Origin of the sequence: Pseudomonas sp. BJa5, from assembly GCF_030272875.2 — a bacterium.
Lineage (GTDB): Bacteria > Pseudomonadota > Gammaproteobacteria > Pseudomonadales > Pseudomonadaceae > Aquipseudomonas.
Genome location: NZ_JALRNG020000043.1, coordinates 12,108 through 34,000, shown reverse-complemented (window position 1 = coordinate 34,000; position 21,893 = coordinate 12,108). Strand labels below are relative to the sequence as shown.

Annotated in this window: 19 protein-coding genes; 10 read left to right on the top strand and 9 right to left on the bottom strand. The window is 63.2% G+C overall.

The genetic code is table 11. The features are described 5' to 3' along the window. The first annotated feature begins 148 nt into the window (after positions 1-148). Positions 149-3,019 (top strand): EAL domain-containing protein, encoded by a 2,871-nt coding sequence (locus M2D63_RS21690; RefSeq protein ID WP_285865080.1) that lies wholly within the window; start codon positions 149-151, stop codon positions 3,017-3,019. Here the strand turns inward: M2D63_RS21690 and zwf are convergent. Beyond that, positions 3,016-4,458, bottom strand: a complete 1,443-nt coding sequence (gene zwf, locus M2D63_RS21685; protein WP_285865079.1) for a glucose-6-phosphate dehydrogenase — start codon at positions 4,456-4,458, stop codon at positions 3,016-3,018. The genes M2D63_RS21690 and zwf overlap by 4 nt on opposite strands. 103 nt (positions 4,459-4,561) lie before the next feature. On the opposite strand from zwf, the gene hexR reads away from it, so the two are divergent. Next, a complete protein-coding gene (gene hexR, locus M2D63_RS21680; protein ID WP_045186245.1) occupies positions 4,562-5,428 on the top strand; it encodes a transcriptional regulator HexR in 867 nt (288 codons plus the stop codon). 171 nt (positions 5,429-5,599) lie between these two features. Then, entirely contained in the window at positions 5,600-5,818 is a 219-nt protein-coding gene (locus M2D63_RS21675) for a PA3496 family putative envelope integrity protein (protein ID WP_285865078.1), read from the top strand. On the opposite strand, the gene M2D63_RS21670 is transcribed toward M2D63_RS21675, so the two are convergent. After that, positions 5,760-6,722 carry a LysR family transcriptional regulator gene (locus tag M2D63_RS21670; protein WP_285865076.1) on the bottom strand — a complete coding sequence of 321 codons (963 nt, stop codon included), beginning with the start codon at positions 6,720-6,722 and terminating at the stop codon, positions 5,760-5,762. The genes M2D63_RS21675 and M2D63_RS21670 overlap by 59 nt on opposite strands. A gap of 188 nt (positions 6,723-6,910) precedes the next feature. Between M2D63_RS21670 and M2D63_RS21665 the strand changes: the two genes are divergently transcribed. Continuing rightward, complete coding sequence (locus M2D63_RS21665; protein ID WP_045186243.1) at positions 6,911-8,326, top strand: acetyl-CoA carboxylase biotin carboxylase subunit; 1,416 nt, start codon at positions 6,911-6,913, stop codon at positions 8,324-8,326. An 11-nt stretch (positions 8,327-8,337) separates the two neighbouring features. Then, positions 8,338-10,146 (top strand): sodium-extruding oxaloacetate decarboxylase subunit alpha, encoded by a 1,809-nt coding sequence (oadA, locus tag M2D63_RS21660; RefSeq protein WP_285865075.1) that lies wholly within the window; start codon positions 8,338-8,340, stop codon positions 10,144-10,146. Positions 10,147-10,300: 154 nt separating this feature from the next. Here the strand turns inward: oadA and M2D63_RS21655 are convergent, their stop codons facing one another. Genes M2D63_RS21655 through M2D63_RS21645 form a run of 3 tightly spaced genes read right to left on the bottom strand, consistent with a single transcriptional unit; the run spans position 10,301 to position 12,077 of the window. Next, on the bottom strand, positions 10,301-10,972 hold the full coding sequence (locus M2D63_RS21655) for a GNAT family N-acetyltransferase (RefSeq protein ID WP_285865074.1): 672 nt from the start codon (positions 10,970-10,972) through the stop codon (positions 10,301-10,303). A gap of 16 nt (positions 10,973-10,988) precedes the next feature. Then, entirely contained in the window at positions 10,989-11,435 is a 447-nt protein-coding gene (locus tag M2D63_RS21650; protein ID WP_285865073.1) for a GNAT family N-acetyltransferase, read from the bottom strand. A 12-nt stretch (positions 11,436-11,447) separates the two neighbouring features. Continuing rightward, positions 11,448-12,077: an FMN-binding negative transcriptional regulator gene (locus tag M2D63_RS21645; RefSeq protein WP_285865072.1), complete on the bottom strand. Its 630-nt coding sequence runs from the start codon at positions 12,075-12,077 to the stop codon at positions 11,448-11,450. A gap of 91 nt (positions 12,078-12,168) precedes the next feature. On the opposite strand from M2D63_RS21645, the gene M2D63_RS21640 reads away from it, so the two are divergent. Next, positions 12,169-13,698, top strand: coding sequence for a PLP-dependent aminotransferase family protein (locus M2D63_RS21640; RefSeq protein ID WP_285865071.1), 1,530 nt, complete (start codon positions 12,169-12,171; stop codon positions 13,696-13,698). Positions 13,699-13,701: 3 nt separating this feature from the next. Here M2D63_RS21640 and M2D63_RS21635 read toward each other — a convergent pair whose 3' ends face one another. From M2D63_RS21635 to M2D63_RS21625, 3 genes are all read right to left on the bottom strand, one after another. Next, the gene (locus tag M2D63_RS21635; protein ID WP_285865070.1) at positions 13,702-14,802 is read right to left on the bottom strand and encodes a polyamine ABC transporter substrate-binding protein; all 1,101 of its coding nucleotides are present in this window, start codon (positions 14,800-14,802) and stop codon (positions 13,702-13,704) included. Beyond that, positions 14,799-15,845: a histone deacetylase family protein gene (locus tag M2D63_RS21630; RefSeq protein WP_285865069.1), complete on the bottom strand. Its 1,047-nt coding sequence runs from the start codon at positions 15,843-15,845 to the stop codon at positions 14,799-14,801. The genes M2D63_RS21635 and M2D63_RS21630 overlap by 4 nt, the downstream gene beginning before the upstream one ends. Positions 15,846-15,972: 127 nt before the next feature. Next, positions 15,973-16,965: an AraC family transcriptional regulator gene (locus tag M2D63_RS21625; protein ID WP_285865068.1), complete on the bottom strand. Its 993-nt coding sequence runs from the start codon at positions 16,963-16,965 to the stop codon at positions 15,973-15,975. A gap of 198 nt (positions 16,966-17,163) precedes the next feature. Here M2D63_RS21625 and M2D63_RS21620 point away from each other — a divergent pair, with 198 nt between their 5' ends. Then, a complete protein-coding gene (locus M2D63_RS21620; RefSeq protein ID WP_285865067.1) occupies positions 17,164-17,406 on the top strand; it encodes a hypothetical protein in 243 nt (80 codons plus the stop codon). 176 nt (positions 17,407-17,582) lie between these two features. Here the strand turns inward: M2D63_RS21620 and aspA are convergent, their stop codons facing one another. Continuing rightward, entirely contained in the window at positions 17,583-19,007 is a 1,425-nt protein-coding gene (gene aspA / locus M2D63_RS21615) for an aspartate ammonia-lyase (protein ID WP_107024467.1), read from the bottom strand. 179 nt (positions 19,008-19,186) lie between these two features. Here aspA and M2D63_RS21610 point away from each other — a divergent pair, with 179 nt between their 5' ends. From M2D63_RS21610 to M2D63_RS21600, 3 genes are all read left to right on the top strand, one after another. Next, entirely contained in the window at positions 19,187-20,095 is a 909-nt protein-coding gene (locus tag M2D63_RS21610) for a LysR substrate-binding domain-containing protein (protein WP_285865066.1), read from the top strand. Positions 20,096-20,295: 200 nt separating this feature from the next. Next, the gene (purE, locus tag M2D63_RS21605) at positions 20,296-20,787 is read left to right on the top strand and encodes a 5-(carboxyamino)imidazole ribonucleotide mutase (protein ID WP_285865065.1); all 492 of its coding nucleotides are present in this window, start codon (positions 20,296-20,298) and stop codon (positions 20,785-20,787) included. 10 nt (positions 20,788-20,797) lie between these two features. Beyond that, positions 20,798-21,880, top strand: coding sequence for a 5-(carboxyamino)imidazole ribonucleotide synthase (locus tag M2D63_RS21600; protein WP_285865064.1), 1,083 nt, complete (start codon positions 20,798-20,800; stop codon positions 21,878-21,880). Positions 21,881-21,893: the final 13 nt, after the last annotated feature.

Sequence of the window (21,893 nt, the reverse complement as noted above, 5' to 3'; positions counted from 1 at the left end):
ATCGGCTGCAGCCCAGCGCCTGTGCGCTTGAGCGCTTGTCGTCGGAAAATTACGCCGATGAATTAATGATCCAGAGCAGTTTGGCCCAAGCCTTCGCTTGTGTATGCTCCGTGCACGTTTAGGGCTAACCATTACAAGAACATTGCCTATGACATCCGCTTGCGACGCCGTCGGCGTGCCTCTGCAGTCTCGTGGAAGTATCCGCAAACAGTTCGCCACGCAACTGGCGGTAGAGCGCACCCGCTTGCTTTACCAAGGCTCGTTGCTACCCACCTTGTTGATGCTGCTCAACGGCCTGGTCTGTGCCTGGCTGCTCTGGAGCCCTGCACGTTACCTGCTGGTCAGCGTCTGGGTGGTCTGGTTGACCGCTCTGGTGGCATTGCGGGTCATTCAGGTCGCCGCCTTCGATTCCGCCATGCCCGAACGCCAGGCCCAGCCGATCTGGCGGCGCATGTTCCTGTTCGGTTCGGCGTTCAGCGGCCTGACCCTGGCCAGTGCGGCGATTGCCCTGGTCCCTGTGGACAACTTCGTGCAGCAGGCCTGGGTGTTCGGCTTGCTGGGGGCAGCGACCCTGTCCGCCAGTATCGCCTACGCCGTCAGCCTGCCGGCCTTTCTCAGCTTTACCTTGCCCTGCCTGCTGCCGCCCATCGCTTTCCTGTTCTGGCAGGGTGACCCACGCCCACAAGGCTGGGGCTGGCTCGGCCTGATTGTGCTGGGCGCCTTGCTGGTGGTGGCCTGGCAGGTCAATCGGCTGATCGAAGGCGGGTTGCTCAGGCGATTCCAGAACCAGGCGCTGATCGACCACCTGCAATCGGCCCAGGCGCGTAGCGAGCGGCTCAACCAGGCGCTGGCCGGCGAAGTGCAGCAGCGGCGGCTGATCGAGGAACAATTGCGCGAGGCCCAGGCAGGCCTGGAATCGCGGGTTGCCCAGCGCAGCGAGGAACTGGACCGGGCCAACCGGGCTCTGCGCAAGAGCGAGCAACGCCTGGCCCAGGCCCTTGAGGCGAGCGAACTGGGGCTGTGGGACTGGAACCTGGAGACCGACGAAATCCACCATACCCAGCTGCATGAACTGTTCGGCCTGGACCCCGGGCTGGTCCAGGAAATGGAAGTGCACCTCAAGCCGCGCCTGCACCCGCAGGACTTGCCGCTGCTCAAACGGACCCTGGTCGAACACCTGAAGGGGCGCACCGAGGACTATCGCATCGAGTACCGCATTCGCCACGGCCAGGGCCACTGGTGCTGGATCGAGGACCGTGGCCGGGCGATCGAGCACGATGCCAGCGGGCGCGTGCTGCGCATGCTCGGCACGCGCCGCGATATCAGCGCGCGCAAGGCCCAGGAGGAACAACAGCGGCTGGCGGCCACGGTGTTCGAAGCCGCCCGCGAAGGCATCGTCATTCTCGACCCGGACTTCAACCTGCTGGCGGTCAACCAGGCGTTCTGCCGGGTTACCGGCTATGTGCGTGAAGAGTTGCTCGGCGGCAGGTTGCTGGAGTTGCCGTGCAGTCGCGATGCCTGGCGCCATTACCAGGCGATCGAGCAGGCGCTGGAGCAGCACGGCAGTTGGGAAGGCGAACTGGTCGAGGCGCGCAAGAGCGGCGAGTTGTACCCCCAATGGCTGCAGCTCAACGGCGTACGCGACGCGCACGGCACTATCAGCAGCATTGTCGGCTTTTTCACCGACCTGTCGGCCCGGCGCAAATCAGAAGAGCGCCTGCGCTACCTGGCTCATTACGACGAGCTGACCGGGCTCGCCAACCGGGCGCTGTTCCGCCTGCGCCTGCACGAGGCCAGCCAGCGCGTACGCCTGAGTGGCCGGGGCCTGGCACTGCTGCATATCGATCTGGACCGCTTCAAGCTGCTCAACGACAGCCTGGGCCATGAAATGGCCGACCAGTTGCTCAAGCGCATGGCCCAGCGCATCGGCAACGCCATGCCTGAAGCGGACACGGTGGCGCGCCTGTCTGGTGATGAATTCTCGGTGCTGTTCGATGGCTATACCAACCTGTCGAGCCTGGTACGGGTGACCACCCGCTTGCTCGACAAGCTGCGGGTGCCGTTGCGCGTCGATGGCCACGAGCTGGTGATCAGCGCCTCGGTGGGCATCAGCCTGTTGTCCGATAGCAGCCGTGACGTCACGGCGCTGGTCGGCCAGGCCAACATGGCCATGCAGCACGCCAAGCACCTGGGTGGCGACAACTTCCAGTTCTATACCGAGAGCCTGCAGGCCAGTACCCTGCAACGCCTGCAACTGGAGAACCAGCTGCGCAAGGCCATCGAAGAGCGTCAGTTGCAGGTCTACTACCAGCCCAAACTGTGCCTGGCCACCGGGCGCCTGCACGCAGCCGAGGCGCTGGTGCGCTGGCAGCATCCTCAGTGGGGCATGGTGCCGCCGGGGGATTTCATCGGCCTGGCCGAAGAAACCGGGCTGATCGCGCCCATGGGCGAGTTCGTGTTGCGCCAGGCCTGCTGGCAGGCCTGTGAGTGGCAGCGCCAGGGCCTGGAGCCGATTCGTGTCTCGGTCAACCTGTCGGTGTATCAGCTACGCCAGGGCAAGCTGGTCAGCCTGGTGCGCCAGGTCCTCGATGAAAGCGGCCTGGCCCCGCATTTGCTGGAGCTGGAACTGACCGAAAGCCAGTTGCTCGACAGCGTCGAGCACATCATTTCCACCTTCCGCCAGTTGCATGACCTTGGAGTGAAGCTGGCCATCGATGACTTCGGCACCGGCTATTCATCGCTGAGCTACCTCAAGCGCTTCCCGGTGGACTATGTGAAGATCGACCAGGCCTTCATCCGTGGCCTGGCCGTGGGCAGTGAAGATGCCGCCATCACCCGGGCAATCATCGTCATGGCCAAGAGCCTGAACCTGAAGGTGGTTGCCGAGGGTGTCGAAACCCTCGAACAACTGCAATTCCTGCGCGAGCAGGGCTGCAACGAGGTGCAGGGCTACCTGATCAGCCGGCCGGTACCGGCTACAGAGCTGGTGGGCCTGCTGTGCGCCGACTACAGCATCTAGAGGTGCCAGGCGCGCCCCTGGTGCGCGAGCAGGCTGTGGGCCTGGTCCGGCCCGTTGGAGCCGGCGTGGTAGGGCCGCGGGGCCTGGAAATGCTCCTGCCAGCCGGTGAGGATCGGGTCGACCCAGGCCCAGGCCGCCTCGACCTCGTCACGGCGCATGAACAGCGTCGAGTCACCTTCCAGCACATCCAGCAGCAAGCGCTCGTAGGCGTCCCAGCGGCGGGTCTGGCCGAACACCTGGGCCAGGTTGAGGTTCAGTTCCACCGGCTCCAGGCGCATGCCCTTGCCCGGGGTCTTGGTCATCATCTGCAGGCTGATGCGCTCATCCGGTTGTAGCTGGATCAGCAGTTGGTTGGCCTGGTCGCCGTCGAACAGGCGGTGGGGTACCGGCTTGAACTGGATGACGATCTGCGAGGAGCGCTTGGCCAGGCGTTTGCCGGTGCGCAGGTAGAAGGGCACGCCGGCCCAGCGCCAGTTGTCGATATGCGCTTCTACGGCGACGAAGGTCTCAGTATCGCTGTCGTTGTCGACATCTTTCTCGAAGTAGTAGGCCGGCACTTCCTGGCCGCCGATCTTCCCGGCGCTGTACTGGCCGCGCACGGTCTTGTCCTGCACGTCCTGGCCGCGAATGGGCTTGAGGGCCTTGAGGATCTTGACCTTTTCATCGCGCACCGCTTCAGCTTCGAACTGCGCCGGCGGCTCCATGGCCACCAGGCAGAGCAGTTGCAACAGGTGGTTCTGCAGCATATCGCGGGTCGCGCCGGCACGGTCGTAGTAGGCGCCACGGTTTTCCACACCCAGGGTTTCGCAGACGCTGATCTGCACGTGGTCGACCTGGTTGTTGCGCCACACCGGTTCCAGCAGGGCATTGGCAAAGCGCAGGGCCATGAGGTTCTGCACGGTTTCCTTGCCCAGGTAATGGTCGATGCGAAACACCTGCGGCTCGGCGAACACTTCGCTGATCGCCTGGTTGATCGCGGTGGCCGATTCCAGGGAGTGGCCGATGGGCTTCTCGAGGACAATGCGTGCTTCGCTGTCGGCCAGCCCGGCGATTTTCATGTGGTTGGCGATGGGCACGAACAGGTTGGGGGCGGTGGCCAGGTAGTAAACCCGGGTCAGGCCGCCGGGTTCGCCGAGAAAACGCGCCAGGCGGCCGAAGTCGGCACTCTGCGAGGCATCCATGGGGAAGTAGTCCAGGCGGGCGGAAAAACGCGCCCAGACCTCCTCGTCGAAGTCGTTGCGGGCAATCTGGGCCCGGCAGCGGCGTTCGACGAGCTTGAGAAATTCACCACGTGGCAGGTTGCGCCGCGCCAGGGCAATGATGCGCACGGCATTGTGCAGGCGCCCCTCGCGATACAGGTGGTAGAGCGCCGGAAGCAGTTTGTTCAGGGCCAGATCACCGGTGCCGCCGAATACCATGATGTCGCAAGGGATAGTCAATACCACCACTCTCCTGTTCGTTTAGCTGGGCGGGTCGCCGGTCATGTAGTATAACTACAAGAAAGCTACAACCCGGTCAGTCGATCATAACCGAGTCCTGCCCTTGAATCTGTTGCAACACATCGCCCAGTCGCGCCATCTGCTACGCAAATCGGAACTGAAGGTTGCCGATCACGTGCTGCTGGATCCCGCAGCCGTCATGCACAGCTCCATGGCCGATCTTGCCCATAGCGTTGGTATCAGCGAGCCGACCATCGTGCGCTTTTGCCGTGCGATCGGTTGCTCCGGGTTCCAGGACCTCAAGCTCAAGCTGGCCCAGAGCCTGGCGGCCGGTGCCAGCTTCGGCCAGTTCGCCATTCATGAAGACGACTCGGTTGCCGACTACAGCCTGAAGATCTTCGACACCACCCTGCATACCCTGATGGAGGTGCGCGAGCATCTCGATCCCCAGGCCCTGCAGCGCGCGGTGAGCGCCATGGCCCAGGCCCAGCGCGTCGAGTTCTACGGCTTTGGCGCCTCAGGCGCGGTGGCGGCCGATGCCCAGCACAAGTTCTTCCGCCTGCTGCTGACCGCGGCGGCCTATTCCGACCCGCACATGCAGGCGATGTCGGCGGTCACCCTCAAGCCTGGCGATGTGGCCATCTGCATTTCCCAGTCGGGGCGTTCCAAGGACCTGCTGATCACCGCCAACCTGGTGCGTGAAAGCGGCGCCACGCTGATCACCCTGTGCCCGAGCCAGACGCCGCTGGCCGAGCTGTCGACGGTCAACCTGGCCATCGACGTGCACGAAGACACCGAGATCTACACCCCGCTGACGTCGCGTATCGCCCACCTGGTGGTGATCGATGTGCTCGCCATGGGCGTGGCCATGGCCCGCGGCCCGAGCCTGGTCAACCACCTCAAGAGCGTCAAGCGCAGCTTGCGCAGCCTGCGCCTGTCGCCCAAGTCCGTGAAGGCGATGGACGACTGATACCTGCCTGTGGGAGCGGGCTTGCCCGCGATTGCGATGTGGCTGACAGATCGCAATCGCGGGCAAGCCCGCTCCCACAGCGGTTTTCATTGATTTGTCATGGGCTCGCCGCCAAACCGTCACGCCCCCTTGTCAGGCTGAAACTCCCGCACTCGATCAGGGAGATATGCAATGGCTCGTGAATTCGATGGCTCGTATCAGCCCAGCGCCAAGTCCCGCAAGCAGCAGGAGAAAGATCAGCGCCGCATGGAGTTCCGCCGCGCGATCGAAAGCTACTCCGAGCAGCGTCGCCTGCTGCAGGAAATCGCCGATTACCCCGAGTTGCAGGCCATCAATGTGTGGCAGGTATCGGCGGCAAGTTCCCCGAAAAACGCTCAACAAGTGCGCTGATTTGCGTACGTTCGCTACGGATGAACGCAAGAAAAGCCAAGGCCACCGGCGACTGCCGCTTGGCCTTGGATTGCACCACGCACCAACTGCGGTACAGCGGCAATTCCTCCACCGGTAGTTCGCGCAGCACGCCGGTGGCCAGCTCCAGGTTCAGTGCATGGCGGGTCAGCAGGGCGATACCCAGGCCGGCCACCACGCACTCGCGCTGGGCATCGGTGGAGGCCACTTCCAGGGTCTGGGTGAAGTGCACGCGCTTGTCCTTGAAGTACTCCTCGCAGGCCTTGCGAGTGCCCGAGCCTTGCTCGCGAATCAGCAGGGTATGGGGCTCCAGGTCCTGCAGGCGCAGTTTTTCCAGCTTGCACAACGGATGATCCGGTGGCGCCACCGCGACAATCGGGTTGTTGAGGAACGGCAGGAACTCCAGGCCCATGTCCTGGGGTACCATGGACATGATGATCAGGTCGTCGCGGTTGTCGGAAAGCCGGCGGATCGCCTGGGCGCGGTTGACCACCGTCAGGGTCAGGTTGACTTCGGGGTGCAGGCGTTTGAAGGCGGCGAACAGGTGCGGCACGAAGTACTTGGCGCTGGATTCCACCGCCAGCTTCAAATGGCCCTGCAGCGAGCCCTGCATGTCGGAGAGCTGCATGTCGAGGCTTTCGAGGCGGCCGAAGATGTCCCGGCTGGCCCGTTGCAGGGCTTCGGCGGCTTCGGTCAGGTAGAGCTTCTTGCCGACGTACTCGAACAGCGGCTGACCCACCAGTTCTTCGAGTTGGCGGATCTGTAGACTAACGGCGGGTTGCGTCAGCGACATTTCCTCGGCCGCCCGGCTGTAGGAACGCAAATCGCAGACCTCGTTGAAGATCTGAAGTTGACGCAATGTCATACGCATCAATGACTTACGCATTTTATTCCCGCCTCGGCAAAACCTTGTAACAGCACTATAAGCTTTTGCTAATGCACACCCTAATAAATATTGATTTTTGTTTATCCAGAGACGGCGCTAGGGTAAAGATGCGACTGGCCAGCGACGATTGGTCACGCGCCGACCGGCGGTGCCGGCTCGTTTGTTCTAGCGGCCTTGGGAATACTCCAGTGATAAAAAAGATCCTGATCGCCAACCGCGGTGAAATTGCTGTCCGAATCGTGCGTGCCTGCGCCGAGATGGGCATTCGTTCCGTGGCGATCTACTCTGACGCCGATCGCCATGCCTTGCACGTCAAGCGTGCCGACGAAGCCCACAGCATCGGTGCCGAGCCCCTGGCCGGCTACCTGAACCCGCGCAAGCTGGTCAACCTGGCGGTGGAAACCGGTTGCGATGCCCTGCATCCCGGTTACGGCTTCCTGTCGGAGAACGCTGAACTTGCGGATATCTGCGCCGAGCGCGGGATCAAGTTCATCGGTCCTGCGGCCGAGGTGATCCGCCGCATGGGCGACAAGACCGAAGCCCGTCGCAGCATGATCAAGGCCGGCGTGCCGGTGACCCCGGGCACCGAGGGCAACGTTGCCGACATTCATGAAGCCCTCGAGGAAGGCGATCGCATCGGTTACCCGGTGATGCTCAAGGCCACCTCCGGTGGTGGCGGTCGCGGCATTCGTCGTTGCAACAGCCGTGAGGAGCTGGAACAGGCCTTCCCGCGGGTGATCTCCGAAGCCACCAAGGCCTTCGGTTCGGCGGAAGTCTTCCTGGAAAAATGCATCGTAAACCCGAAACACATCGAGGCCCAGATCCTCGGTGACAGCTTCGGCAACGTCGTGCACCTGTTCGAGCGCGACTGCTCGATCCAGCGCCGCAACCAGAAGCTCATCGAAATCGCTCCGAGCCCGCAACTGACCCCCGAGCAGCGCGCCTACATCGGCGACCTGTCGGTGCGCGCAGCCAAGGCCGTAGGTTACGAAAACGCCGGTACCGTGGAGTTCCTGCTCGCCGATGGCGAGGTGTACTTCATGGAAATGAACACCCGGGTGCAGGTGGAGCACACCATCACCGAGGAAATCACCGGTATCGACATCGTTCGCGAGCAGATCCGCATTGCCTCGGGCCTGCCGCTGTCGGTCAAGCAGGAAGACATCCAGCACCGTGGATTCGCCCTGCAGTTCCGTATCAACGCGGAAGACCCGAAGAACAACTTCCTGCCCAGCTTCGGCAAGATCACCCGTTACTACGCGCCCGGCGGCCCCGGCGTGCGGACCGACACGGCGATCTACACCGGCTACACCATTCCACCGTTCTACGACTCCATGTGCCTGAAACTGGTGGTCTGGGCGCTGACCTGGGAAGAAGCCATGGACCGCGGCCTGCGGGCCCTGGACGACATGCGCGTGCAAGGGGTCAAGACCACTGCCGCCTATTACCAGGAAATCCTGCGCAATCCGGAATTCCGCAGCGGTCAGTTCAACACCAGCTTCGTTGAAAGCCACCCGGAACTGACCAACTACTCGATCAAGCGCAAACCCGAAGAGCTGGCCCTGGCCATCGCTGCCGCCATCGCCGCCCACGCAGGCCTGTGAGGAACCCGATAATGTCCAAGAAAATCTTTGTAACCGACACAATCCTGCGCGACGCCCACCAGTCCCTGCTGGCCACCCGCATGCGTACCGAAGACATGCTGCCGATCTGCGACAAGCTCGACAAGGTCGGCTACTGGTCGCTGGAAGTCTGGGGCGGCGCCACCTTCGACGCTTGCGTACGCTTCCTCAAGGAAGACCCGTGGGAGCGCCTGCGCAAACTGCGTGCAGCGCTGCCCAACACTCGCCTGCAGATGCTCCTGCGCGGCCAGAACCTGCTCGGCTACCGCCACTACAGCGACGACGTGGTCAAGGCCTTCGTCGCCAAGGCGGCGGTCAACGGCATCGATGTGTTCCGTATCTTCGACGCCATGAACGACGTGCGTAACCTGCGCGTGGCCATCGAAGCAGTGAAGGCCGCCGGCAAGCACGCCCAGGGCACCATCGCCTACACCACAAGCCCCGTGCACACCATCGACGCTTTCGTGACCCAGGCCAAGCAGATGGAAGCCATGGGTTGCGACTCGGTAGCGATCAAGGACATGGCCGGCCTGCTGACCCCGTACGCCACCGGTGAGCTGGTCAAGGCACTGAAGGCCGAGCAATCGCTGCCGGTGTTCGTCCACTCCCACGACACCGCCGGCCTGGCTGCCATGTGCCAGCTCAAGGCTATCGAGAACGGTGCCGACCACATCGATACCGCCATCTCCAGCTTCGCCTGGGGCACCAGCCATCCGGGTACCGAATCGATGGTCGCCGCCCTCAAGGGCAGCGAGTTCGACACCGGCCTGGACCTGGAGCTGCTGCAGGAAATCGGCCTGTACTTCTACGCCGTGCGCAAGAAGTACCACCAGTTCGAAAGCGAATTCACCTCCGTCGACACCCGTGTGCAAGTGAACCAGGTGCCGGGCGGGATGATTTCCAACCTGGCCAACCAGCTCAAGGAGCAGGGTGCACTCAATCGCATGAGCGAAGTGTTGGCCGAGATCCCGCGTGTGCGTGAAGACCTCGGCTTCCCGCCGCTGGTGACCCCGACCTCGCAGATCGTCGGTACCCAGGCCTTCTTCAACGTCCTCGCCGGCGAGCGCTACAAGACCATCACCAACGAGGTGAAGCTGTACCTGCAAGGCGGCTACGGCAAGGCCCCGGGTGTGGTCGACGAGCAACTGCGTCGCCAGGCCATCGGCAGCGAAGAAGTCATCGACGTGCGTCCGGCCGACCTGCTGAAGCCGGAAATGGCCAAGCTGCGTGCCGATATCGGCAACCTGGCCAAGTCGGAAGAAGACGTGCTGACCTTCGCCATGTTCCCGGACATCGGGCGCAAGTTCCTCGAAGAGCGCGAGGCGGGCACCCTGACCCCAGAAGTACTGCTGCCGATTCCTGAAGCCGGCAAGGTGGCCTCGGCCGGTGGCGAAGGTGTACCGACCGAGTTCGTCATCGACGTCCACGGCGAGACCTACCGCGTCGACATCACCGGTGTTGGCGTCAAGACCGAAGGCAAGCGTCACTTCTACCTGTCCATCGACGGCATGCCGGAAGAAGTGGTGTTCGAGCCGCTCAACGAATTCGTCGGCGGTGGCGGCAGCAAGCGCAAGCAGGCCAGCGCGCCGGGTCATATCAGCACCACCATGCCGGGCAACATCGTCGATGTACTGGTCAAGGAAGGCGACCAGGTCAAGGCCGGCCAGCCGGTGCTGATCACCGAAGCGATGAAGATGGAGACCGAAGTGCAGGCGGCCATCGCCGGCAAGGTCACCGCCATCCACGTGGCCAAGGGCGACCGGGTCAACCCGGGCGAAATCCTGATCGAGATCGAGGGCTGATTTTCAGGCCCTCATCTACAAGCGGTTAACCTCCGGGGGGCGTATGCTCCCCTTTTTTTTGAATCGCCCCCTGTAGGAGCGGGCTTGCCCCGCGATGCGATGTGACAGGTACGCTGCAATCGCGGGGCAAGCCCGCTCCTACAGAGGGATGCGTTCAGCGTGCCCGGCAGGCTTCGAGCGTGTGCACTTGCCCCTGCGGCTGCTGATTCTCTGCTGACAGCCAGCGGTCGAACCCTGCGGCAATGGCTGGCCACTCCTCATCGGTAATCGAGAACCAGGCCGTATCGCGATTCCGGTCCTTGATCACCATATGCTTGCGAAACACCCCCTCGAAGGTGAAGCCGAACCGCAGCGCGGCACGCTTGGAGCGGGCATTGGCATCGTTGCATTTCCACTCCAGGCGCCGGTTGCCCAACTCGAACGCCAGCTTGCCCAGCAGGTAGACCGCTTCGCTCCCCTTGGGCGTGCGCTGCATGGCGGCGCCGAAGGCGATGTGGCCGATCTCGATGCGACCCTGGTCGGGGACGATGGACATCAGGCTGAGAATGCCCTGGGCCTGGCCGCTGGCCAGGTCGATGACGCTGTAGAACAGCGGGTCGCTACTGGCCGCGTTGCTGTCGAGCCAGTGGTCGAAATCCTCGCGTTCGGTGAAAGGCCCATAGGCCAGGTAGTCCCAGAGTTTCGGGTCGGACTCGACGCCCTGGAACACCTCCCAGAGGTCTTCACGGTCGCGCCGAGGGTCGAGTTTTTCCAGGCGGATGAAGCGCCCGGTCAGGGTGGTCGGTTGCGGGCGTCTGGCCGGATGCCAGTTCAAGGTTGCACTCATGTGATGGCTCCCGGGCTCAAAGCGGTTTGCGGAACTGGATGAAGCCAGGCCGTTCGGCGACCTGCTCGTAGAGGCTGATCGCGGTGGCGTTGGTTTCATGGGTCAGCCAGTGCACCTTGGCGCAGCCAGCCTCCCGCGCCGTGGCGTAGACATGCTCGATCAGCTGGCGACCGACACCCAGGCCGCGTTGCTCGCTGTCCACATAGAGGTCCTGCAGGTAGCAGGAATTTTCAATGGACCAGTTGGAGCGGTGGTAGATCCAGTGGACCATGCCCACCGCCTTGCCATCGACCCAGGCCAGGGCGGCATTGGTCGGCTCGCCGGGATCGAGCATGCGCTGCCAGGCCACGGCGGTCACCTCGTCGGCGATGCGGGTCTCGTAGAAACGTAGATAGGCTTGCCACAGGGGCAGCCAGACGCTGTGGTCGCCGGCGGTGACAGGGCGGATGGTGACGGTCGACATGGTAGTTTCCTTTCAGGGTTGGCGCATCAAGGCGGCCAGTTGGTTGTCCAGGGGATCGGGGCTGTCGCTCAGGCGGGTGCGCACGCCTTCGATATCGATGGCCGAGCGGTTCTGGCTGAGTTTGCGGGTGCCTTGCAAACGCTCGATGGGCAGGGCGAAACCGACGATGGCCTTGAGCATGCCGGCCATGTAGTCGGCGGGCGCCTCATCCACCGACCAGGGCCTGGCCTGGCCTTGTTCATGGCGGTCGCTCAGGCGCCGGACGATCTCCAGCAGGCGCTCGGCATCGTGATAGACCTCGGCCTTGCCCCAGGCATGCACGGCCACGTAGTTCCAGGTGGGCACGGTGCGCGGGTCGTCGGCCTTGCTTGGATAGTAGCCGGCGCTGACGTAGGCATCGGGGCCGGCGAACACCACCAGGGCTTCGGCGCCATCGGCCAGGTCGTGCCATTGACGGTTGGCGCGGGCGAAGTGGCCGTACAGGGTGCCGTTGCCGCCCTGGCTGCGGTCCAGCAGCAGGGGCAGGTGGCTGGCCTGCAGGCCCGACTCGCCTTGAGTCACCAGCACGGCCAGGCGGGTTTGCTCGATCTGCTCGTGCAGTCGGTCGAGATCGGTTTCCTTGTAGCTTGAAGGTGTGAACATGAGGATTGTCCTTGGCGAATGGCTCAATCCTAGGCAGGCTATTGGTTCATGGTAAGAGCCATTTGTAGCTAATTTGAGAGGTCCATTGGTGATGAGCGAGCGTCCTTTCACCTCGTCATTCGATCCCACCGGCATTGTCCTCGACCGCCGCCAGGGCCTGAGCCGGCAGCTCTACCAGGCCCTGCGCATGCGGGTGCTGGACGGACGCCTGGGCAGTGGTACGCGGTTGCCGGCCAGTCGTGACATGGCCGCTGCGCTGGCCGTGTCGCGCAACAGCGTGGTGCGGGCCTACGACCAGCTCTACGCCGAAGGCTTCATCGAAAGCCGGGTAGGGGACGGGACCTATGTCAGTCAGTTGCCGAAACTATCCACAAAAGTATCCACAGGGTTATCCCTGGGTTTTTCCACAGCTTTATCCACAAAACTAGACGAAAATACTGAGATTATATCCAGTAAAGTTATCCACAGCGGCCCGCTCGAACGCTTGGAAAAGCACCATTTACCCGCCCCGAAAAGCGGTCCACCACGCGCGTTTCGCGTCGGTTTACCGGCGCTCGATCTGTTCCCTTTCGACGTCTGGGCCAAGCTGCAGGCGGGTTTCTGGCGCAATCCCGATCCTGCCACCCTGGGCTATGGCGATCCTGCGGGTGAACCGCAACTTCGTGAACTGATCGCCACCTATCTGCGTCGATCACGCGGACTTTCCTGCACAGCTGAACAAATAGTGATCACCAGTGGTGCACAACAGGCCATCAGCCTTTGTGCACAGTTGCTGCTGGAGCCGGGCCAAGGCGTGGCTGTGGAAAACCCGGGTTACCGTGCCGCCGGCAACGCCTTCGCCCTGACCGGCGCCCGGGTTCATCCGGTGGCTGTGGACAACGAAGGGCTGGACTGCTCGGCGCTCAATGGCTTGCCCGACTGCCGCCTGTGCTATGTGACGCCGTCGCACCAGTATCCCACCGGCGTCACCATGAGCCTGGCCCGGCGCCTGCAGCTGCTGGAATGGGCGCAGCGCAAGGACGCCTGGATCATCGAGGACGACTACGATGGCGAATACCGCTACAGCGGTGCACCGCTGGCGCCCCTGGCGGCGCTGGATCGCAGCGCTCGGGTGCTGTACATCGGGACCTTCGGCAAGATTGCCTTTCCGGCCTTGCGCCTGGGCTATCTGGTATTGCCGCAGCCATTGGTGCAGGCGTTCTCCCGCTGCCGGGCGCTGGCGGTCAGGCACTCGGAAGTCGGTACCCAGGCAGTGATGGCCGAGTTCATGGCCAAAGGGCATTTCCAGCGCCATATCCGTCGCGTGCGGCGCGCGGCGCTGAACCGGCGCAATGCCTTGCAAGTCGGCTGGCCTGTGGATATCCCCGGTCTCGGCCCCTTGCCGGAGGTGGCGGCGGGGCTGCATGTGAAGGTCGATGTGGACAGTTTTGCCCGTGAGCAGGAACTGATTGCCCAGGCCGAAGCCGTTGGCGTCGAGCTCAATGCCCTGAGCGATTACTGGTTGTCGGATTCACCCACCCCTGTGGATAAGCGGGCCGGATTGGTGCTGGGCTTCGCCGCGGTGGACGAAGCCCGGATCGCCGACGCCTTGGCACGCCTGCGGCGTGCCTGGCGTGGCTGAGGCTCAGGTGCCGGCCTTGATCTTGGTCCAGGCCCGGGTCCGCGCGCGTTCCGCGTCACGGGCCAGCGGTTGCAAGGTGTACAGCTTGGCCATGGCCGCTTCGGTCGGGTACAGGTTGGGGTTGTTGCGAATCGCCGGGGCAACCATGTCCGTGGCGTCCTTGTTCGGGTTCGGATAGCCGACAAAGTCGCTGATGGGGGCGATGACCTTGGGCTGCAGCAGGTAGTTGATGAAGGTGTAGGCATCTTCCGGGTTGGCTGCACCTTTGGGGATCGCCAGCATGTCGAACCAGATCGGCGCGCCTTCCTTTGGCAGGCGCATGTCCACCACCACGCCGTTCTTCGCCTCGATCGCCCGGTTGGCGGCCTGGGAGAAGCTACCCGAGTAGCCGACGGCGACGCAGATTTCGCCGTTGGCGATGTCGGCCATGTATTTGGAGGAGTGGAAGTAGGTGACGTGCGGACGGATTTTCAGCATCAGCTCCTCGGCTTTCTTGTAGTCGGCCGGTTTGTCGCTGTTGGGCGGCAGGCCCAGGTACTGCAGGGCCAGCGGCAGGATCTCCGAAGGCGAGTCGAGCAGGGCTACGCCACATTGCTTGAGCTTGGCGATGTTCTCTTCCTTGAAGATCAGGTCCCAGCTGTCGACGGGGGCGTTGTCACCCAGTACCGCCTTGACTTTGGCCGGGTTGAAGCCGATCAGCACGGTGCCGTACATGTAGGGCACGGCGAACTTGTTGCCCGGGTCGTTGGCTTCGATCAGTTTCATCAGCTTGGGGTCCAGGTGCTGCCAGTTCGGCAGCTTGCTGCGGTCCAGCGGCTGGAACACCCCGGCTTCGATCTGCTTGGCCAGGAACACGTTGGAAGGCACCACCACGTCATAGCCGGAGTTGCCGGTCAGCAGCTTGGCTTCCAGCGCTTCGTTGGTGTCGAAGATGTCGTAGATCAGCTTGACCTGGCTGTCTTTCTGGAAGTCCACCAGGGTCTGCGGGGTGATGTAGTCGAACCAGTTGTAGACCCGCAGGGTGCGTTGCTCGGCAGCCTCGAGGCTACCGGCGAGCAGGGTGCTGCAGAGCAGGGGGGCGAGCAGGCGCTTGAGTCGGGTCATGCTTGGGCTTCCTGTTGGGCGCGTTCGAAACCTTCAAGTACGTTCACCGCGTTGATGCCGATTTCCTCGACGGCATAACCCCCTTCCATGACGAACAGGGTCGGTTTGCCGAGGCGGGCGATGCGTTCGCCCATCTGAAGATAGTCGGGACTGTCCAGTTTGAACTGCGAGATCGGGTCGTCCTTGAAGGTATCGACCCCCAGGGACACCACCAGCACGTCCGGCCCGTAGTCGGCGATACGCTCGCAGGCATCGTTCAGGGCGTTGTTCCAGGTCGGCCAGTCGCTGCCGGCCGGCAACGGGTAGTTGGCGTTGAAGCCCAGGCCCGGGCCTTCGCCCTGTTCGTCGGCATAACCGAGGAAGAACGGGAATTCGGCCTGCGGGTCGCCATGGATCGAGGCGAAGAACACGTCGCTGCGCTCGTAGAAGATTTCCTGGGTGCCGTTGCCGTGGTGGTAATCGACATCGAGGATCGCGACCTTGCGGCGGCCCTGGTCGAGGAAGGCCTGGGCAGCGATGGCGGCATTGTTCAGGTAGCAGTAGCCGCCCATGACGTCGCTGGCGGCATGGTGTCCAGGCGGGCGGCACAGGGCGAAGGCGCTGTAGGCGCCGGCCTGCATGGCGGACTGGGCGGTCAGGGCAACCTGCACGGCACTGTAGGCGGCCTGCCAGGTGCCGGCAGTGATCGGCGCGCCGGCGTCGAAGCTGTAGTAGCCCAGCTCGCCATGCAGGCCGCGGGGTTTGACGCTGCGCAAGGTGCGCGCCGGCCAGGTGAAGGGCAGCAGGTCGCCTTCATGACCGAGCTCGGCCCAGCGGCGCCAGGCACCTTCGAAGAAGTCCAGGTAGTCGGCGCTGTGTACCCGCAGGATGGGCGCGCGACCGTGGTCCACAGGCCCTTGCACCGGGCCCAGGCCAACGCTTTTGACCCGCTCCAGCACATGGTCGGCGCGCGAGGGCATTTCAAAGCAGGGCATCAGTTGCCCGTCGATCAGCTCGCAGCGGCCGTGGTGCAGGCGGTGGTCATCGGAATAGATCGTCAGCATTTATTGTTCTCCGGGTAACTGGCGTGACTCCATTGTTGATGGGCACGCCTCGCGGCAGAACGGTGGATGCGGCCAAAAGGGGATCGATATGGCCAGCCTGGTTGTCCGGATTGCGCCCCTGGCCGGCTCAGGTGCGAAAGTGACTCGGGGCCACGCCGCTCCAGCGCAAGAAGGCATGGCGGAAGCTGGCGGTTTCACTGAAGCCCAGTTCCTCGGCAATGCGGTAGATCGGCAACTGGTCTTCAGCCAGCAGCTGCTTGGCCCGTTCAAAACGCAGCTCGTCGAGCAATTGCTGGTAGCTGCTGCCCAGTTCCTGCAGGTGCCGGCGCAGGGTGCGCGATGAACAGTTCATCTGCCGCGCCAGGCCTTCCAGTCCGGGGGCGGCATCCAGCTGGTCGAGCAGCAGCTGGCGAATCCGCCCCAGCCAGGCCTGGCGACCGGTGAACTCCAGGTTCTGCCGGCGGCAGCGTTCGCTCATGGCCCTGTGGGTGATCTGGTCGGCCAGAGGCAGCGGTGCGTTCAGCCAGCGGCGATCGAAGGCAAAGGCATTGTCGAGCGCATCAAACGCCAGCGGGCAATCGAAGGTCTGGGCGTAGAGCGGGTGGTAGTCGGGCGCGCCGTGGGCAAAGCGGGCGGCCAGCAGTGGCAGCGACTGGCCGAGCAGGTCGTCGCAGATGACCTTCAGCGAGGTCAGGCAGAACTCGGCGTTGAATGCCGCCAGTTTCGGGTCTTCATCATAGTCGCCGGCACTGAACCAGACGCGTTCGCCATCGTCGACCAGGCGCAGCTGGAAAAACGTTCCCAGTAGCGCCGGGTATTGCATGGCCAGGCGCAAAGCGTCACCTAAGGTGGCACTGGAGAGCAGGGCGTAACCGAGCATGCCGTAGCAGGAAACATGCATGCGCCGTCCCAGCTCCAGGCCCACTTCACGGCGCCGGGCCACCGCATTGGCGCACACCAGCAGCTCCTGGCGGGTAGTGATGCGCGAATCGGCGCGGCCCAGGTCGGCCGGGCTGATGCCGCTGCCTTCGAGCAACTCGCCGGCATCGATGCCCTGGTCCTGGAAGGCCTGTAGCACCAGGGATACGGCGTTCAGCGTGGTGAGGTGTGAGTGGAGCATGCTCGGCTTCCGGCTGTGGGGCTGGTCAATGCGGAGCAATAAATGTGCCTTGGCTGCCGGTGGGGACTGACATTTCTGTCAGGTGACGGTGTCCGGTCGGGCGCATAGCATTTTTTGGCGTAGTTTCGGTGTTCCTGTTGAGTCGGACGGGATCACCGGGTAATCCGATCGAAACGGTTTATTGCGAGGAACCACGTCATGGGAATACTGAAAACAGCAGTACTTCTGACTGGCTTGCTGGTAGGTGCTTTTCCTGCGGAGAGTTGGGCTGAGGATACATACAACTGCGAATACTCGAAGATGGAGAACAATTCGAAAAAAGATTTCGGCTACGACACCTACGAAGCCAGCAGCAAGGAGGAGGCAGAAAAAAAATCGCGCGAGGATCACCCTGACGCAGAAGCCAATGGCTTGACACTCGAATGCACGAAGAATGAATGATGAAGCGTGAATCCTAGTTTCATCCAGGATTCGTCTTACCCTCGAAGCTGTCGCTTCGAGTTGATGCAGGCCTTTTCGGTTCGCATAAAAAAAGGGCCCGGGGATCTGATCCCTGGGCCCTCAAAAGGTGAGAGGTGTCTAGTCCCTCGACCTGGTGAGCGGTGTTACAGCATCGGTTACGCCTTCAGCGGCACCAGACGCGGAGCAATCATGTTTTCCGGACGCAGGATGTCGTTGAGCATCGCTTCGTCCAGCAGGCCTTCCTCGCGGACCAGTTCCAGCACGCCACGGCCACTTTCCAGGGCGATGGCAGCGATACGGGTGGCGTTTTCGTAGCCGATGTACGGGTTCAGGGCGGTGACCAGGCCGATCGAGTGCTCGACCAGTTCACGGCAGCGCTGTTCGTTGGCGGTGATGCCGACGATGCAGTGCTCGCGCAGCATGTCCATGGCGCGTTGCAGCAGGCGGATCGAGTCGAAGATCTTGTAGGCGATCAGCGGCTCCATCACGTTCAGCTGCAGCTGGCCACCTTCGGCGGCGACGGTCAGGGCCAGGTCGTTGCCCATGATGGCGAAGGCCACCTGGTTGACGGCTTCCGGGATTACCGGGTTGACCTTGCCTGGCATGATCGAGCTGCCTGGCTGACGCGCTGGCAGGTTGATCTCGTTGATGCCGGTGCGTGGGCCGCTGGACAGCAGGCGCAGGTCGTTACAGATCTTCGACAGCTTGACCGCGGTACGCTTGAGCATGCCGGAGAACAGCACGAAGGCGCCCATGTCGGAGGTGGCTTCGATCAGGTCGGCAGCCGGGACCAGCGGCTGGCCGCTGATGGTTGCCAGGCGCTGAACGGCCAGGGCCTGGTAGCCAGGGTCGGCGTTGATGCCGGTGCCGATGGCGGTACCGCCCAGGTTGATTTCGGTCAGCAGTTCCGGGGCCAGCGAGCGCAGGCGCTGCAGGTCTTCGGTCATGGTGGTGGCGAAGGCGCGGAATTCCTGGCCCAGGGTCATCGGCACGGCGTCCTGCAGCTGGGTACGGCCCATCTTCAGTACGTGGTCGAACTCTTTACCTTTGGCAGCGAAGGCCTGGATCAGGCTGTCGAGGCTGGCCAGCAGGGCGTCGTGACCGAGCAGCAGACCCAGGCGGATCGCGGTCGGGTAGGCGTCGTTGGTCGACTGCGCCATGTTCACGTCGTTGTTCGGGTGCAGGTATTTGTACTCGCCTTTCTGGTGGCCCATGGCCTCCAGCGCGATGTTGGCGATCACTTCGTTGGCGTTCATGTTGGTAGAAGTACCAGCACCGCCTTGAATCATGTCGACCACGAACTGCTCGTGGTAGTCGCCGCGGATCAGACGGGCGCAGGCCTCGCTGATGGCGGCGTGCTTGGCATCGCTCAGGTGACCCAGCTCACGGTTGGCGTCGGCAGCGGCCTGCTTGACCATGGCCAGGGCCACGACCAGCTTCGGGTAGTGCGACAGCGGAACACCGGAGAGGTGGAAGTTGTTGGCAGCGCGCAGGGTCTGGATGCCGTAGTAGGCATCAGCCGGGACTTCAAGGGTGCCAAGCAGATCTTTTTCGACGCGGAACGATGCAGCAGCGGACATGATAAATATCATCTCGAGTTTGACCCGGCACATGCCGGAATGGCGCCAATCCTAGGCCTGCGCCGATTTTGCGGCCAATGCTGTTGCACGCTAACCTATGCACAAACGGCATAATGATTGATGTGACGCCGATTGACATTCGAGCGTGTACCATTTTGGTGCATGCCGGGAGATGAGTGATGAACCTCGAAAGCAAGTGGCTGGAAGACTTCAGTGCCCTGGCCGCGACCCGCAGTTTTTCCCAGGCCGCCGAACGCCGCTTCGTGACCCAGCCGGCTTTCAGCCGCCGCATTCGCAGCCTTGAAGCGGCGCTGGGGCTGACCCTGGTCAACCGTTCGCGCACGCCGATCGAACTGACCGCTGCTGGCCAGTTGTTCCTGGTCACGGCACGTACGGTGGTCGATCAACTGGGCGAGGTGTTGCGTCACCTGCATCATCTGGAAGGCGGGCAGGGAGAGGTCATTCAGGTGGCCGCAGCGCACTCTTTGGCCCTGGGCTTCTTCCCGCGCTGGATTGCCCAGCTGCGCAACGATGGCCTGAACATCGCCACCCGGCTGGTGGCGACCAACGTCGGCGATGCGGTACACGCCCTGCGCGAAGGCGGCTGCGACCTGATGCTGGCCTTCTACGACCCGGATGCGGCCTTGCAGATGGACGCGGAGATCTTCCCTTCGCTGCACATGGGGCATACCGAGATGCTGCCGGTCTGCGCGGCCGATGCCGACGGCAAGCCGCTGTTCGACCTCGAAGGCGAGGGCAGCGTGCCGTTGCTGGCCTACAGCGCCGGTGCCTTCCTCGGTCGTTCGGTCAACCTGTTGTTGCGCCAGCGCAATCTACGCTTCACCACGGTCTATGAGACAGCCATGGCCGACAGTCTCAAGAGCATGGCCCTGGAAGGCCTGGGCATTGCCTGGGTGCCACGCCTGTCGGCACGGGCGGAGCTGGAGCGCGGCGAGCTGGTGATCTGTGGTGGCGCCCAGTGGCATGTACCGCTGGAAATTCGCTTGTACCGCTGCGCCCTGGTGCGCAAGGCCAACGTGCGTTTGCTCTGGCGCAAGCTGGAAGGTGGACCTGCCACGCCGGCTTGACCCGAAAGTCAGTCAAAGCCCCGAAAAATAAGGGCGACAGTTGGTCGACGGGGTGCATTAAACGCACCGCTTTGCGGTATACTGCGCGGCCTTCGGTCGGTTTTCCCGACCCTAATTCGCATAACAAGCCACGCCGGTCGTCCCGCGTGGCTTGTTGTTTTTTGACGCGCCTGCGGGCGCCCAAGAGAAGAGGCTCGACGATGAGTGCACTGGTTGGCGTGATCATGGGCTCCAAGTCCGATTGGTCCACCCTTAGCCACACCGCCGATATGCTGGAAAAACTCGGCATTCCCTACGAGGTCAAGGTGGTTTCCGCCCATCGCACCCCGGACCTGCTGTTCCAGTATGCCGAAGAGGCCGAAGGCCGTGGCATCGAGGTGATCATCGCCGGTGCCGGTGGCGCTGCCCACCTGCCAGGCATGTGCGCCGCCAAGACTCACCTGCCGGTGCTGGGCGTGCCGGTCCAGTCGTCGATGCTCTCCGGCGTCGACTCGCTGCTGTCGATCGTGCAGATGCCGGCCGGTATCCCGGTTGCCACCCTGGCCATCGGCAAGGCCGGTGCGATCAACGCCGCGCTGCTCTCGGCGAGCATCCTGGGCGCCAAGCACCCGCAGTTCCATGCGGTGCTCAAGCAGTTCCGCACTGAGCAGACAGACAACGTTCTGGACAATCCAGATCCGCGCCAGGCCTGAGGTCAAAAGCATGAAAATCGGTGTAATCGGTGGCGGCCAGCTGGGTCGCATGTTGGCCCTGGCAGGAACCCCGCTGGGCATGAACTTCGCTTTCCTGGACCCGGCGCCGGACGCGTGCGCGGCGCCCTTGGGCGAGCACCTGCGGGCCGATTACGGCGACCAGGACCACCTGCGCCAGCTGGCTGACGAAGTCGACCTGGTGACCTTCGAGTTCGAAAGCGTGCCGGCTGAAACCGTCGCCTTCCTGTCCCAGTTCGTGCCGGTCTACCCGAGTGCCGAGTCCCTGCGCATCGCACGTGACCGCTGGTTCGAGAAGAGCATGTTCAAGGACCTGGGCATCCCCACGCCGTCCTTCGCCGACATCCAGTCGCAAGCCGACCTGGACGCTGCCGTGGCCAGCATCGGCCTGCCTGCCGTGCTCAAGACCCGGACCCTGGGTTATGACGGAAAAGGGCAGAAAGTGCTGCGAACTGCTGAGGATGTTGTAGGCACCTTCGCAGAACTGGGCAGCGTGCCCTGCCTGCTGGAAGGCTTCGTGCCGTTCACCGGCGAAGTGTCGCTGATCGCCGTGCGTGCCCGTGATGGCGAAACCCGCTTCTACCCGCTGGTGCACAACACCCACGAGAGCGGCATCCTGCGCCTGTCGGTGGCCAGCGAAGACCACATGCTCCAGGGTCTGGCCGAAGACTACGCGGGCCGCGTGCTCAAGCAGCTGGATTATGTCGGCGTGCTGGCGTTCGAGTTCTTCGAAGTCGATGGCGGCCTGAAAGCCAACGAAATCGCGCCGCGGGTGCACAACTCCGGGCACTGGACCATCGAAGGCGCCGAGTGCAGCCAGTTCGAGAACCACCTGCGCGCCGTCGCCGGCCTACCGCTGGGCTCGACCGCCAAGGTCGGTGAAAGCGCCATGCTCAACTTCATCGGCAGCGTGCCGGCGGTGGAGCAGGTCGTGGCCATCGACGAATGCCACCTGCACCACTACGGCAAGGCGTTCAAGGCCGGACGCAAGGTCGGCCACGCCACCCTGCGCTGCGCCGACATGGCGACTCTGGAACAGAAGATCCAGCAGGTCGAAGCCCTGATCGAGGGCTGACCCCTTGCTGTTC

Excerpts from the sequence above, each read along its gene's own strand:
- M2D63_RS21690 (WP_285865080.1), top strand. The coding sequence starts at position 149 with ATGACATCCGCTTGCGACGCCGTCGGCGTGCCTCTGCAGTCTCGTGGA.
- M2D63_RS21675 (WP_285865078.1), top strand. The coding sequence starts at position 5,600 with ATGGCTCGTGAATTCGATGGCTCGTATCAGCCCAGCGCCAAGTCCCGC.
- M2D63_RS21670 (WP_285865076.1), bottom strand. The coding sequence starts at position 6,722 with ATGCGTAAGTCATTGATGCGTATGACATTGCGTCAACTTCAGATCTTC.
- oadA (WP_285865075.1), top strand. The coding sequence starts at position 8,338 with ATGTCCAAGAAAATCTTTGTAACCGACACAATCCTGCGCGACGCCCAC.
- M2D63_RS21655 (WP_285865074.1), bottom strand. The coding sequence starts at position 10,972 with ATGAGTGCAACCTTGAACTGGCATCCGGCCAGACGCCCGCAACCGACC.
- M2D63_RS21650 (WP_285865073.1), bottom strand. The coding sequence starts at position 11,435 with ATGTCGACCGTCACCATCCGCCCTGTCACCGCCGGCGACCACAGCGTC.
- M2D63_RS21645 (WP_285865072.1), bottom strand. The coding sequence starts at position 12,077 with ATGTTCACACCTTCAAGCTACAAGGAAACCGATCTCGACCGACTGCAC.
- M2D63_RS21640 (WP_285865071.1), top strand. The coding sequence starts at position 12,169 with ATGAGCGAGCGTCCTTTCACCTCGTCATTCGATCCCACCGGCATTGTC.
- M2D63_RS21635 (WP_285865070.1), bottom strand. The coding sequence starts at position 14,802 with ATGACCCGACTCAAGCGCCTGCTCGCCCCCCTGCTCTGCAGCACCCTG.
- M2D63_RS21630 (WP_285865069.1), bottom strand. The coding sequence starts at position 15,845 with ATGCTGACGATCTATTCCGATGACCACCGCCTGCACCACGGCCGCTGC.
- M2D63_RS21625 (WP_285865068.1), bottom strand. The coding sequence starts at position 16,965 with ATGCTCCACTCACACCTCACCACGCTGAACGCCGTATCCCTGGTGCTA.
- M2D63_RS21620 (WP_285865067.1), top strand. The coding sequence starts at position 17,164 with ATGGGAATACTGAAAACAGCAGTACTTCTGACTGGCTTGCTGGTAGGT.
- aspA (WP_107024467.1), bottom strand. The coding sequence starts at position 19,007 with ATGTCCGCTGCTGCATCGTTCCGCGTCGAAAAAGATCTGCTTGGCACC.
- M2D63_RS21610 (WP_285865066.1), top strand. The coding sequence starts at position 19,187 with ATGAACCTCGAAAGCAAGTGGCTGGAAGACTTCAGTGCCCTGGCCGCG.
- purE (WP_285865065.1), top strand. The coding sequence starts at position 20,296 with ATGAGTGCACTGGTTGGCGTGATCATGGGCTCCAAGTCCGATTGGTCC.
- M2D63_RS21600 (WP_285865064.1), top strand. The coding sequence starts at position 20,798 with ATGAAAATCGGTGTAATCGGTGGCGGCCAGCTGGGTCGCATGTTGGCC.